Source organism: Psychrobacter sp. K31L (assembly GCF_017942195.1).
Classification (GTDB): Bacteria; Pseudomonadota; Gammaproteobacteria; order Pseudomonadales; family Moraxellaceae; genus Psychrobacter; species Psychrobacter glaciei.
In genome coordinates this window covers 228,810-242,634 of the sequence record NZ_JAGKSC010000003.1, presented here as the reverse complement: position 1 = coordinate 242,634, position 13,825 = coordinate 228,810, and the positions used below count along the sequence as shown (strand labels likewise).

Annotated in this window: 12 protein-coding genes; 6 read left to right on the top strand and 6 right to left on the bottom strand. The window is 42.8% G+C overall.

Translation table 11 applies throughout. The features are described from left to right. Positions 1 to 235 precede the first annotated feature (235 nt). Together J5X94_RS06505 and J5X94_RS06500 are read right to left on the bottom strand one after the other, a co-directional pair. A complete protein-coding gene (locus J5X94_RS06505) occupies positions 236 to 1,447 on the bottom strand; it encodes an iron-containing alcohol dehydrogenase (protein WP_189584749.1) in 1,212 nt (403 codons plus the stop codon). A 272-nt stretch (positions 1,448 to 1,719) separates the two neighbouring features. Next, positions 1,720 to 2,322: a TetR/AcrR family transcriptional regulator gene (locus J5X94_RS06500; RefSeq protein WP_189584752.1), complete on the bottom strand. Its 603-nt coding sequence runs from the start codon at positions 2,320 to 2,322 to the stop codon at positions 1,720 to 1,722. 377 nt (positions 2,323 to 2,699) lie between these two features. Here J5X94_RS06500 and J5X94_RS06495 point away from each other — a divergent pair, with 377 nt between their 5' ends. Further along, positions 2,700 to 4,184 (top strand): aldehyde dehydrogenase family protein, encoded by a 1,485-nt coding sequence (locus tag J5X94_RS06495; protein WP_210540675.1) that lies wholly within the window; start codon positions 2,700 to 2,702, stop codon positions 4,182 to 4,184. 123 nt (positions 4,185 to 4,307) lie between these two features. Here J5X94_RS06495 and J5X94_RS06490 read toward each other — a convergent pair whose 3' ends face one another. Beyond that, a complete protein-coding gene (locus J5X94_RS06490; protein WP_010201084.1) occupies positions 4,308 to 4,556 on the bottom strand; it encodes a hypothetical protein in 249 nt (82 codons plus the stop codon). Positions 4,557 to 5,034: 478 nt separating this feature from the next. Here J5X94_RS06490 and J5X94_RS06485 point away from each other — a divergent pair, with 478 nt between their 5' ends. The 4 genes from J5X94_RS06485 (at position 5,035) to J5X94_RS06470 (ending at position 9,015) form a co-directional block, all read left to right on the top strand. After that, a complete protein-coding gene (locus J5X94_RS06485) occupies positions 5,035 to 6,429 on the top strand; it encodes a DASH family cryptochrome (RefSeq protein WP_210540674.1) in 1,395 nt (464 codons plus the stop codon). A 69-nt stretch (positions 6,430 to 6,498) separates the two neighbouring features. After that, on the top strand, positions 6,499 to 6,936 hold the full coding sequence (locus J5X94_RS06480; protein WP_210540673.1) for a DUF3429 domain-containing protein: 438 nt from the start codon (positions 6,499 to 6,501) through the stop codon (positions 6,934 to 6,936). A 199-nt stretch (positions 6,937 to 7,135) separates the two neighbouring features. Then, on the top strand, positions 7,136 to 8,389 hold the full coding sequence (locus J5X94_RS06475; RefSeq protein WP_210540672.1) for an NnrS family protein: 1,254 nt from the start codon (positions 7,136 to 7,138) through the stop codon (positions 8,387 to 8,389). A gap of 113 nt (positions 8,390 to 8,502) precedes the next feature. Beyond that, positions 8,503 to 9,015, top strand: a complete 513-nt coding sequence (locus tag J5X94_RS06470; protein ID WP_210540671.1) for an Rrf2 family transcriptional regulator — start codon at positions 8,503 to 8,505, stop codon at positions 9,013 to 9,015. An 88-nt stretch (positions 9,016 to 9,103) separates the two neighbouring features. On the opposite strand, the gene J5X94_RS06465 is transcribed toward J5X94_RS06470, so the two are convergent. The 3 genes from J5X94_RS06465 to J5X94_RS06455 form a co-directional block, all read right to left on the bottom strand. Continuing rightward, entirely contained in the window at positions 9,104 to 9,850 is a 747-nt protein-coding gene (locus J5X94_RS06465; RefSeq protein WP_210540670.1) for a hypothetical protein, read from the bottom strand. Between the two features lie 356 nt (positions 9,851 to 10,206). Then, positions 10,207 to 10,953, bottom strand: a complete 747-nt coding sequence (locus J5X94_RS06460) for a hypothetical protein (RefSeq protein WP_210540669.1) — start codon at positions 10,951 to 10,953, stop codon at positions 10,207 to 10,209. Between the two features lie 146 nt (positions 10,954 to 11,099). Further along, entirely contained in the window at positions 11,100 to 12,041 is a 942-nt protein-coding gene (locus J5X94_RS06455; protein WP_210540668.1) for a dienelactone hydrolase family protein, read from the bottom strand. A 601-nt stretch (positions 12,042 to 12,642) separates the two neighbouring features. Between J5X94_RS06455 and J5X94_RS06450 the strand changes: the two genes are divergently transcribed. Beyond that, complete coding sequence (locus tag J5X94_RS06450; RefSeq protein ID WP_210540830.1) at positions 12,643 to 13,776, top strand: MFS transporter; 1,134 nt, start codon at positions 12,643 to 12,645, stop codon at positions 13,774 to 13,776. Positions 13,777 to 13,825 lie beyond the last annotated feature (49 nt).

Here is a 13,825-nt window from a genome sequence, read left to right as displayed (position 1 = left end):
TTGCATAGCCGTTTTTTAATAGTTATTGGCTAGTTACTGATTGAAAAATAATTACTGATTAAGAGGGCAGTAACTACTCACTGTTGAATAGTTACTGTTATTTTCATGATAATTTTATTTTGACGATACTTTTGTTTTCATGACAATATCATTTTGGATAGTGTCACTTTAAGGAAGACAATCACAAACAAATACTATTTAACCTAACATCGCATTTGTTTGCTGTATTCGTTGGTTACGAAGCCTTGCTAGTAACCGCACGGTCCAAGATACGACGTGATACGTCAAGATCGTTTTTGCCGTGCTCACCCAGCTTGACCATGTTGTGAGCTTCAAGTTGTTTGATAATAGGATCAATGGCAGCATTGTCTAAATCAACATCTTCTAAGCTTACTGGCAAGCCAAGCTCGCGGAAGAAGTTTTCAGTGTTGACAATCGCTGTCTCAATGATGGTGTCATCATCTTGGTCAGTATCGGTGAGGTTCCATACGTTACGTGCATATTGAAGCAATTTCTCTTTTTTGCTTTCTTTTAGCTCGCGCATCACTGATGGTAAAACGATGGTTAATGTACGTGCATGATCGATGGCGTGCAATGAAGTCAATTCATGACCAACCATATGCGTCGTCCAATCCTGTGGCACACCAGTACCAATCAGACCATTCAGTGCCATGGTCGCTGTCCACATGATGTTTTTACGCGTTTCCATGTTTTCTGGGTCTTTTTTGACTGCTGGACCTTCTTCAATCAGAATTTTCAACAAGCTCTCAGCAAAGGCATCTTGCACTTTTGCATTGACTGGATACGTTAAGTATTGCTCCATCACATGGACGAAAGCATCGGCAACGCCGTTCATTACCTGACGCTCAGGCAAAGTCAATGTCTTAGTAGGATCTAAGATTGAGAACTTAGGGAAGGCAAGTGGGTTACCAAACGGTAGTTTTGCTTGGCGTTCGCTATAGTTGACAACGCCGCCAGAGTTCATCTCTGAACCAGTCGCTGGAATCGTTAAGACTGCACCTAGATCAACGGCAGAGTCGATATTTCTGCAATAGCTTGTCAAGGCATCCCATGCTTGATCGCGTGAGACAGTACCGTCTTCTTCTGTTAATGAAGCCACAAGCGCCACAAACTTACTGCCATCAATGACCGAACCGCCACCGACTGCTAATAAGAAATCAATATTGTGCTCGTTAACCATGTCAGCAGCTTTTAATAGTGTGACAAATTCTGGATTTGGCTCAATACCACCAAACTCAAAGACAGTACGGTTTCCGCTCGCAGACAAAGCATCTTTTACTTCGTCTAATGTACCAGTGCGCTGTGCTGAACCGCCACCATAAGTAATAAGAACACGGGCATCAGTAGGAACTAGATCTGATAATTGCTCGATTTGACCTTCACCAAAAACGATACGTACTGGGTTGTAATATTGAAAGTTATTCATAATTTTCCTAAAAGTTGTAGAGTGTATGTCTGAAATTAAAAGCTAAAATTCGTGATGCTTGTTTTAAACATCTGCAGGCATTGTACATTAATTAGACCGGTCGTCTAGTGTTTTCTGTAAATAATTACAAAAGTATCGTAAAGCAAATGATATGAATCCAATGAACTGTTATTTACTATTAAGGTACTTTTCACTTAAGGTGCTTTTCATTGAAAACACCTAGGGATTGAGAGTGGTGATTCAGACCAGCGACTGAGAATAGGTAACGGCCGTTAGCGCCCCATTTGCGAAGTCGTCATTTGCCAGACTTCCGCAAGCGGCGTATTGGTTTGACTGGTCTTAGCGATTAAGCTGGCTCCGAGCCATGCAAAATACCAGCGCTTAGCCATACTCTCAGCAGCGATATTGTCAGGCTGTGGTACAGACCCATCGACCCAGCCCGCTTTTATTTGTGTGGCTAGCCAAGTGACAGTCTGCTGATAGCCAGCATTTAACGCCTCACGCATCGTCTCTGACATGTCTGCCACCTCGGCGCTGAGCTTGACGACCAAGCATTTCTCGTGGTCACAGCCATTCTGTTGGGTGTCGTACCAATTCTGAAAATAGTTATACAGTTTTTGCTGCGCACTCACATCTTGCCCGCCGATCGCTTCTAGACGATTCTTATAATTGACAAAATAGTGACTGATAATCGACTCACCAAAGGCTTCCTTTGAGGCAAAATAATGATAAAACGAGCCTTTGGGCACCCCTGCGGTATCCAATATTTGCTTGATACCAACAGCGGTAAAGCCTTTTTTGGCTATTAATTGGTAGCCAGTCGCAAGTAAATGAGCTTTGGTATCGGGTGTAGTAGTGTCTGTTATGTTAGACATAGGTAGGATGTTCTCCTTTAATAGCAGTATTTATATAAGGTAGTCAGCGTTCATTTGAACGTCATGTTGATAGCGTATTGTAATAGGATATATTTATAGGTGTTACGTTTTATCAACAATATTTACTGACAAAGTAGTCTTGTTTTATTGATAGCTATGGTAGCATTAGACCAGTCGTCTAGCAAGGTAGGTTTTGTTGTTATCCGTTATCACAGCGTCTTTATTCTAACTGATGGCTTTTAACTAATTGTTTAACCATAACTTCACACTTACTACTTATAAGATATGCTTTTAATTGAGATATCTCCGACTTAATAATTTTATTCAAATAATCGAAAATAAATATTCAGCACAACAAACCAAAAATAAGGCTAATTATGTCAACCAACAATACAACTACCAGTGCATATACTGACTTCCATTTGCAGTTCATCGCTGGTGAATGGCAAACAGGTAAGGACGACAGCAGCAATACTAATACCAATCCCTATAATGGCGATACGCTCGTAGAAATTCAGCAAGCGACCAAGGATCAGCTTAATGAAGCATACGATGCTGCGAGCCAAACTCAAGAAGCATGGGCTAAGCAAACGCCTGCAACGCGAGCCGCAGTGTTATATAAAGTGGTCAACATACTGGATCAGCGCCAAGAAGAAATCGTTGATTGGCTAATCAAAGAGTCGGGCAGCACACGTATTAAAGCGATGGTCGAATTCAGTGCGACGCGTGCGATTACCCTTGAAGCAGCGACGTTCCCTAACCGTGTACATGGTGAGATTCGTCCATCGAACACGCCTGGTAAAGAAAACTTTATTTATCGTGAGCCTATCGGTGTCGTAGCAGTTATTAGCCCATGGAACTTTCCGCTACATTTGACTCAGCGCTCTATCGCACCAGCCCTAGCGCTTGGTAACGCAGTGGTACTCAAGCCTGCTAGCGATACGCCAGTGACAGGTGGTTTGCTATTGGCCAAAGTATTTGAAGAAGCAGGTCTGCCAAAAGGTCTATTAAACGTAGTGGTCGGCTCAGGTAGCGAGATAGGCGATGCAATCGTTGAACACAAAGCGCCAAGCCTAGTGTCGTTTACAGGTTCGACCTCAGTGGGTAAACATATCGGTGAGTTAGCGAACGGCGGTGAGTACATTAAACAAGTGGCGCTTGAGCTTGGCGGTAACAGTCCGTTCGTCGTACTAAAAGATGCTGATATCGAACAAGCAGTAAAAGCGGCTGCCTTTGGTAAATTCTTGCATCAAGGTCAAATCTGTATCGCGATTAACAGAGTCATCGTAGAAGACGAGATATATGATGATTTCGTAGCGCGTTTCTTAGCGCATGTCAAAACATTGAACGTTGGAGACCCTAATAAGCAAGACACCGCTGTTGGCCCAATCATCAACGAAAAACAAGTCAAATCGCTCAAAGAAAAAATCGCTAAAGCGCAGGAAGAAGGCGCAAAAATGATACTAAGTGGCGAGATTGAAGGCCAAGTCGTACCACCGCACATCTTTACCGAAGTCACTCGCGAAATGGATCTATCACGTAATGAAGTGTTTGGACCACTGGTCGGTATCATTCGTGCTAAAGACGAAGACGATGCACTATCGATCGCCAATGATTCTATGTACGGTCTGTCTAGTGCGGTGTTCACTGCTGATATGCAAAAAGGTCTGCGTTTCGCTCGCGGTATCAGAGCTGGCATGACCCACATCAATGACATCTCGGTCAATGATGAAAGCAATACGCCATTCGGTGGTGAGAAAAACTCAGGTATCGGTCGCTTCAATGGCGAGTGGGTACTAGAAGAATTCACTAGAACACATTGGATCTCAATGCAAAATGAGCCACGTGAATATCCGTTCTAATTGTCTTAAGTTAGCTATTAAATCTAGCTTATAGCTAATAAAAAAGACCGCTTTGATAGCGGTCTTTTTTTGTGATATTTGGCAGCTTACTGAGAATGATGTATTTGAAAGTTAGTCAATCTCTTATCTAGCATGAAAGCCCAGTAATCCTTCAATCTCTTCAATAGTCATGCGTCTTACCAGTGCTTGTTCTTCTACCGACAAGCGATTGGTATGTTCTTTTATCATCGTATGAATACTCCGCGATATCTCAGAGGTGGTCGCGTAATACATTTGAGGCTGCTCTTTTGTCAGTCTCATCAAAAATCGATTAATAAGTTTACGCTTTTCATCTGATTTATTTTCTTCAGTCGTAGTATTATTTTGAGTCATGGTGTTCTCCTAGAGGTAAGCCATTTAAGCAGTCAGACATATGAGAGTCAATGCTTATAAGTGGTTTCTGGGGCTGAGCGCATTGCCTTACAAGTATTAGATTAGCATCAAAGTTGAATGCCAGGGCGTGTTGAACATTCACAAATAGGCACTGCTGATGCTAAAACTGTTTCAGACAAGGCGTAAAACGACGGTAATGCTCATGCCTTAACTAGGTTTACAACGCACTGCTTATATAGATCTGGGGGGCAGTTTTAGCATCAGCTCAAAGAGACAGAACTATTTTGTGCCATTTCATTGTTAAAGATACACGCTTAGAATGACTAAACTTACTATTTTTAACGTCGAACTGTCTAAAAAATAGTCTCTGTCAGAGCCATGGTCGAATGTTCAACACGCCCTAAGTATGTTCTACACTGTATACGATATTTCAAGGTTAAAGACTAAAATAAGCGCTAAACAGCCAGAAGGATAGGGTATGTCAAATCAATCAGCGAACAACTCAGAGAACAACTCAGAGAACAACAATGTCACATTGGTACTATTTCATAATGACTTGAGAGTGGCGGATAATGCCACTTTATTAAAAGCGTCTGAAATATCCACTAAAGGCAAATTATTGCTAGTTTATGCGTCATCGTTGACAGATATATTAGATAGTAAAGACCATTACGATGCCTATCGTTATGACGCTATTGGTCAAGCCCGCCAGCAGTTTCTACATGAGAGCTTGGCTGATTTAAATGCGTCACTGATACAGCGTGGTAATAGGTTGCTGTATTTACAGAAAGGCGAAGAAGCATTGGACGTCTTTACTCAGTTGAGTGATCTAATAGAGCAGCAACAAGTGACAGATATCTGCATCAGTCAGACGGCAGATTATAATCAAAACAAAGTATATGACCTTATACAGGTGAAGCATCCCGAGATACATTGGCATATCCAGACAACAGCGACTTTGTTTGACGAGTTACCGCTAGAGAGCCTGCCCAAAAGTTTTACGCAGTTTCGTAAACAAATAGAAACTGATTATGATTTGCTGCATGCAGAAAAAGATATAGCTATTTATCTAACGCCAGAATCACTTGCTCCATTGCCTGAAAATATGCAGAGTAGGGACGAGTACTTTTTTGAATCTCAGTTGTCTAATGAGGCAGGGCATGATAAGCCATCACAGCAGCTATCCAGTTTTAGAGGTGGTGAGTTAAATGGCCTCAAGCACTTACATACCTATTTTGATTCTGATGCGCCGAGCACTTATAAAACCACACGAAACGCGCTAGATGAGTGGACACATTCTACGAAGTTCTCTGCTTGGCTTGCAAACGGCTCACTGTCTGTAAACACGATATTGAATCGTCTGCGCAGTTATGAGCGCGATATCATCGCAAATGATTCTACCTACTGGATATGGTTTGAGATGCTGTGGCGTGAGTATTTCTACTGGTATGCTGTCACCCATCAGCGAAAGTTATTTTGGTTTAAAGGCATCAGTCAGCACGCGCCTTCAATCCAATTGGACGAAAATCTGTTAGCACAATGGAAAAACGGTACAACACCGTATCCTATCGTCAACGCTTGCATGAATCAATTGAGTACGACAGGTTATATGTCGAATCGAGGGCGACAACTGGTTGCTAGCTGCTTTATCCATGAGCTAGGGCTTGATTGGCGTTACGGCGCGACTTACTTTGAGCAACATCTTATTGATTATGATGTCGGCAGTAATTGGGGAAATTGGCAGTACTTAGCTGGTGTTGGGACTGACCCAAGAGGATGCCGACAGTTTAATCTCGGCAAACAAACCCAGCAATACGATCCAAACGGTGAGTTTATTCGCCAGTGGCAAGGCAACACTCAAAAGAGCAATTAATGTATGTTGAAAACTTCCACTCAACAGGTGACAACTATTATTAGACTAATCATAAGATAGGTTTAAACGATGAAAAAGCCCAGTCCTTATTTAACTTTTGCAGGTACGATTCCATTTATAGCCTGTGCATTTTTGCTGATGATAGACGTTGTTACCGTGCCTATACTTGGCTCAGTAGCCAATATATTGAGTGCTTATGGCCTAGTGATTGCATCGTTTATGGCAGGCGCGCATTGGGGTAATCATTTGAGCTTGGCTGATGACAATAAGTGGGCAGTTAGGCTTCCACTGTATAGCAATGTCATTGCGCTTGGCCTTTGGCTTGGTTTTTTAATCTTATCAACCAGTAGTTTTATTTGGCTATTAGTGATTGGTTTTATAAGCCTGCTAGTTATCGATTATAGTCTGCATCGAGCGCAGATTATCAGTCATGCTTACTTTAAAGTTAGGCAGTATGTCACGGCGATAGTGGTTATATCGTTAGTCATCGCGGCATTACAGTTGTAAGTGATATTAACTAAGTCATAGCTAAAGAACAGCCATTCTGCTTTCTTGGTTTTTATAATTGAGATGTTGATCTCAGAGATTCCCGTAGGCGCCGCACTTTGGTGAGTAAAGTGTTTGATAGTTAGACTAAAGATTTATAAAGTTCATTTAAAATGAATGTTATAATCAAAGCCATCTATATTCCTCTAAGAAGATGGCTATGCACTCTATCAAGTTACCTAGCAAACCACCAAGCTCTCCGCATCCTATCCTTAATTTAAGCTTTCGCATATTTTTCAGTGCTGCTGCGCTATTTGCCGTAGTAACGATGCTGCTATGGGCATTTGTGTTCACTGGTCACACCGATATCGATGCACAGATTTTGAACCCGCTGTATTGGCATGGCCATGAAATGGTGTATGGTTACGCCTTGACAGTAGTAGCCGGGTTCTTGCTAACCGCGGTCCAGACATGGACAGGAGTAATGATGCCGCATGGCCATAAGCTGCTAGGTATCTTTATCTGTTGGTTACTGGCACGTCTGAGCTGGTTGGGTTTTGGGCTTGGCATAACGCTCATAGGTGATAGTATATCGTGGCTATATATAGCAGCCGTTTTCGATATGGTATTTGTCGCCTCGATGGCATATGTAATATGTCGAGCAGTATGGCAAGTTAAGCAATACAAGCAAATAGGTATCTTGGCAAAATTGGCACTGCTGACCTTTGGCAACGGACTTTGCTATTGGGGCATTATTAATGCTGATATGAACACAACCAAAATAGGTATTTATTTTGGGTTTTATTTGATTATCGGGTTGGTGCTGACGATTGGCCGCCGCGTAGTGCCATTTTTTATCGAACGTGGTCTTAACATGGGTATAGATATGGAAACGTCAGAGCCCATTAAACTACGTAATAGTAAGACACAAGATATTGCAAGCTTAGTGTTTTTCTTCGCTTTCTTTATTAGTGATGTATTTTATCCAAACAAGTATCTGCTGACGGTTACCGCGCTCGGTGTAGCAGTGATTAATATCGTTCGTCTGATAGGGTGGTATCATCATGGTATTTGGCAAAAACCATTACTTTGGTCGCTGTATATTGCGTTTTTAGGTATGTGTTTGAGTTTCTTATTGTATGCACTACAGCCTTGGCTCGGTTATCCGCACAGCATCGCTATGCATGGACTGGCGATTGCTGGTGTTGGTATGATGACGTTAGCAATGATGACTAGAGTATCTCTGGGACATACAGGTCGCAGTATTCATCAACCGCCAAAAACGGTAAGCGTTATGTACGGTTTGATGGTCTTAGTATTTATCAGCCGTGTGTTACTACCATTGGTAGATATGAGTCATTACTTAGTATGGATTATGATGGCGCAAAGTGCCTGGATTGCTTGTTTTGTGCTATTTTGCATCAGTTATCTGCCAATGCTGGCACGTCCTCGGCCTAATAGTTTATTTGGTTAAAGCGTGCTAACGATACTGTTTTCAAATGCTATGTCTAAATGTTTTTACCAAAAATGCGACTTAATTTGTCGAGCTTAATATATAAAATTTATAAAAAATAGGAGCGCAAGTACATGCGACTGACCAATTATAGTGATTATGCGCTACGCTCATTGATTTATTTGGCTGTGAGACCCGATCCATCATTATTGGCTAATATTAGCGATATTGCTGATAGTTATGGTATTTCCAAAAGTCATTTGACCAAGATTATTCATCAGCTGGGCCAGCTCGGTTATATAGAGAGTGTGCGTGGCAAAAACGGTGGCATACGATTGGCACGTGCGCCTAAAGATATCAATTTGGGCGTATTGATCAAACAAATCGAACCAGATTTTGCGTTGGTAGAATGTTTTGCCGCGCAGTTGCCCAATACCGAGACAAAACCTCATTCAACAGGCTTACCCATCACCTTGATAGCGGAATCAGCACCGACGCCTACTGTGAGCTGTGTAATTAGTCCAGTCTGCCAATTAAAAGGGGTGTTTTTTGAAGCGCTCACTGCTTTTATTACCGTGCTTGAGCGTTATACGTTGGCAGATATCATCAATAATGAGGATGAGCTGGCGACCTTGTTATTTAGATAAGGTTGTAGCCACCTCAAAACCTAAAAAAGGGCTACCAAAATGGCAGCCCTTTTTTTCACAAAATACGTCGGTCAAAATACGGTACAAGCTATGCTTTTTCTAGCTTTGGACGTGCTTTATCAATGGCTTTTAGCAGTGTTTTTTCAAACTCACCTTCTTTAAATCGAACCAGATAAGAATGCGCTGCACAGAAATTGCGTACCTCGCGCCATTCGTGTGCCAAGTTGGTCGCCCAGTCACAATACTGTGCACCAGCATTTGGCTCATCTTTGAGTGCTTTTTTGGTAGTAGGGTGCAATATCAGCTCAGGTAATACTGCCTCTAGTAATTTCATTGGGGGACTCATAAAAGTGTCATCAACGTGTAAGCTCTGGCTGGCAGGGTGATAAGCCAATAAAGAACCTGCATGGATCATCTCGTTAGGCGAGATATAGTGGACACCTTCAGATAACGAAAATTTTAATTCAGGGTAGCGCTGTGCCACCGCTTCGCTCTCAACCAAATCCTCTGCCCACTTAATCTCTGGCACTTCCTTATGATGACGGCTGCTGCCATAGAATGTTGCTTGCGGAAAGTCTTTTGCCATTTGTGCACAGCTTACCGTGTGGAAAGGATGAACGTTAAGTATCGCTTCGACATCTTGACCATTATTGGTGAGTGCCATAACTTCATCTCGAACGTCACCCGTCAAGGCGTAACTGTCCAAAAATATAAAGCGTCCCGATGCCAGCTTGACCAGTGAGCACTGAGTGCCGATATTTAGCACTCCACCTATGCGAAAGCTTCCGCGTATGTTCCAAAATCCTGAGCCTAAATCTATAATTTTGTCTGTCATAAATATTGTTCCTTAATTGATCAATGATGAGGTGTAGCAATTTAATAGGGTAGTTATGGGTGACTATAAAAATAGTAGATCACTAAATGTAAGCAATTAAATATAGGTCACTAAATATAAGTCACTAAGTTTAAGCCACTAAATATAAGCAACTATAAATACCAAGATATGGATAATGACGTATGACAGGCGTAAAGTCTGTTATAAAAAGGATGTCAGAAAGGGCAATATTCCATCGACACCATAAGTTCAAGACAAATTGTGATGAACCACCCATATTTTTTCAGAATTTTTTGATGTTGATAGCTTTTTTACGCTTGTTATTTATTATTGTTTCTTGGATTTGTTTAAGTCATTCAAGCCTTCTCAAGCTCAGGACGGGCGCTGTCAATAGTTGCTAATAGCGCTGCTTCAAATTCACCTTCTTCAAACACTACCAAACCTGAATGTGCACTACAAAAGTTACGCACGTCACGCCAGTCATGCGCCAAGTTGATGGCCCAATCACAATAATCTTTGCCAGCATTTGGCTCATCTTTGAGTGCTTTTATGGTTGTAGCATGTAAGTTTATACTTGCTTGTACCGCATTAAATCGCTTCGAAGGTGGCGTCTCGATGGTATCGTCGACATATAGACCTTGGCTGGCAGGATGAAATACCAAGAGCGAGCTCGAATGTACAGAGTCATCAGGAGCAATATAGTGAATGCCTTTTGGCAGTGAAAATTTAAGCTCAGGATAACGCTCGGCGACCGCTGCACTTTCAACGTAATCTGCACTCCAATTCACTTCTGGCACTTCCTTATGGTGACGTGCACTGCCATAAAATAGAGCATGTGGAAAGTCTTTTGCTACTCGCGCACAGTGCACCGTATGAAAAGGATGCACATTGAGTACCGCTTCTATGTCCTGCCCATTGTTGGTCAGCGCCATTACCTGCGCGCGGACCTCCCCAGTGAGGGTATAACTGTCCAGCAGCACAAACTTTCCAGAGGATAATTTTACCAATGCTGATTGATTGCCTATATCAATCATGCCTTGTCTCACGAACGAGCCGCGAATATTCCAAAAACCTGCACCCAAATCATGTATCTGGTCTTTCATTGTAGACAGTCTCCTTTAAGTCATAGCCAATTTAAGAGTCATCGCTAAATTTAAATTTTCTTAAGCCATATTAAGTTTTCTTAAGTCATAATAGTACGCAAATAAAGGAGTAATTAAAGCAAATGTCACCATTCCTATACACCGCTTTACGAACAGTCTTTATAATCATAAGCAGAGATACGAGGGTTCTTGCTGTAGTTTTCGTTGGCACATAAAAATTTATCGAAGCGTGTGTCATTATTGATATAGCGCTGCATCCACGCGATACCAGGCTTACTCAGCAGTATCTCGTTAAAGCGGTAGGTTGGACAAAAATGACTGCCATTGTCCACCTCAATTTTCATCTTGGGGCCGGTGGCATTATGATAAAAAACATTGGTATATTTCTCATTGGTGGCAATACGGTCACGCTCGCAGGCGATGACTAAAGTTGGTGTCTTTACCTCGCCATAGCTTTTGTCATGATAGGGTGCGAGTGGCATAATGGCTCGTACTGTGCTGCGCTCCTTTGCTAGCTTAAGCGCACCGCCACCGCCCATAGACCAGCCGATAGCGCCCAATCGCTTAGGATCTATCTTATTGCCAACGGTATCATCAGCGATTATGTGGTCTAGTGCGGCATTCAATTGGGTCGCTCTACTATTCGGATCGTCATAGATAGAGTTGGTATCGATAGTGATAACGACGAATCCCCAAGAAGCCAAACGCGGTCCCCACCATTTGATAGCAGCCTCGTAAGACACGTAACCCGGAACCACAGCGATAGCACCTAACAAGCCGCAACCGATAGCATCGGTCGGGTAGTGAATCGTGCCACCACCGAAGCCCTTTGCTGATTGGCGCGCAACGTGTTTGGTACTGACAGAGAAGGGGCCGTTATCACGAGTATCTGACAGAGCAGCTGCCGTGATTGCGCTATCAGCAATACAGTCTGATGGCACTGTGGGTAATGTTGGCACTGTGGGTAATGCTTCGTTTGCTGAAATAGTCGTGGTTTCTGATAAGCTGACTTCAGCCAAAATTGGCACAGAAAAAATCAGTGCGCCCATGGCGATAGTGGCTTTTTTAAGCCAAGCATTTTTTATCATGATAAATATTCTTTTAAGTGAAAGTCGTGTACTTGTGCTGAGCGGCTTAGTTATATTGTTTTATCTTATACTTAAGGCAAAACAATAGTAGACATTAATCTTGTCATTGTCAAAGCTGTACGCTGTCTGCACGGTATCGGATGCGACTAGGTGGCAGTGCAAATTTAAAAGGTAAAGCGAGGCTGCTTTAAAGAAGTGAATTTCTATAGATGACGTGGGCATCATAGACATAAAATCGTCGGTATCTATTGGTTAAATAACAGAGCTAATGTAGTGCCAATAACACATCTAGAACTGAGTATATGGCTTGATGTGATAACATAAACCGCTTGTCTTTACGATATGAATGTATCATTTAAAGAGACTGTCTTACCTTCTGGATTTATCGTGCAACTAGATTTATTGTGCAGCGTGTTTAGAACATAGCTCTGTCACCCGTCTCTCATCCAAGCCAATAACAGGTGTGTATCACTGTCGTGGCATAACCAATAAAGTCAGCCTTCTTGTGAATCATTCTACCGACCAGACCCAAAATACCGTCCCACAGCCTTCTGTCTCACCAAATCATTCAACGTCATGGGTTTTAAAGCTCACTTTTGGCTTGATTGGCATGTTCGCTTTTTTACAAGTGTATTCTATTCAAGCGGTGCTACCCGTCCTGATGGTAGATTTTGCGGCGACTGAAGTGCAAGCCGGTATGATCGTTGGGGCAACCGTGTTGGCAATCGCCATCATGTCACCGTTTTTGGGCATGCTCTCTGATGCGGTCGGGCGTAAGTCATTTATCGTTGGTGCTTTGCTATTTTTAGCGATACCGACGGCGCTCATTGCGCAAAGCCCTAGCATTGGTTGGATGGGTATATGGCGCTTCATACAAGGACTCTCTGTGCCCGGTATTACCGTGGTGACCATTGCCTATATCGGAGAAGAGTTTGAGGGTCGAGCTGTCACTGAGTTGATGTCATTTTATGTCTCAGGTTCGGTATTTGGCGGCTTTATGGGACGGTTTTTGCTCGGGCATTTACACGAGCTTATCGGCTGGCGTGCCGGCTATTATGTGATGGCAGCGATGACGCTGATAGGTGCGCTCTGGGTCGGTAAAATGCTACCCTCATCGCGTCACTTTGAAGCCAATCCGAACTTTCGCTCAGCGATACAGACGCTGGGTGAGCATTTGACCAATCGTTACGTCGTGACAGCCTGTTTGCTTGGTGCTTGTGTATTATTCTCATTAGTTGGCTGTTTTACCTTTATTAATTTGCACCTAACAGGCACGCCATATGAGCTCGGTACGGGTGCGCTGGCCAATATTTTTGCGGTGTACTTAATTGGGGTAGTCATTACGCCATTGTCCTCTACATTGCTACGTCGATTCGGTTCAGCACGAACCGTTCGGGTGGCCGTTATTGTGTCGATATTTGGGATGTTATTGACGCTGGTGACGCCACTTTGGGGTATTGTTGTAGGGCTCGCGATTATGTCCTCTGGCGTGTTCGTCACTCAGGCGGCAACGATTAGCTATATCGCGGTCAATGTCAAAAAAGGTCGCTCACTGGCTTCTGGCTTATACTATATGGGCTATTATGCAGGTGGCACTCTAGGGGCATGGCTATGCGGGATAGCGTACGCGCGCGGTCAATGGTCACTTACCGTATGGTTGCTATTATTCGTGCAAGTATTGGCATTATCGGTCGCCAGTTTTGGCATGATAAAAACCAAACCCCGAACCACTTAAGCTATATATAGCTCGTCAAATATGGCATAAAAATCACAGCTACTATCCT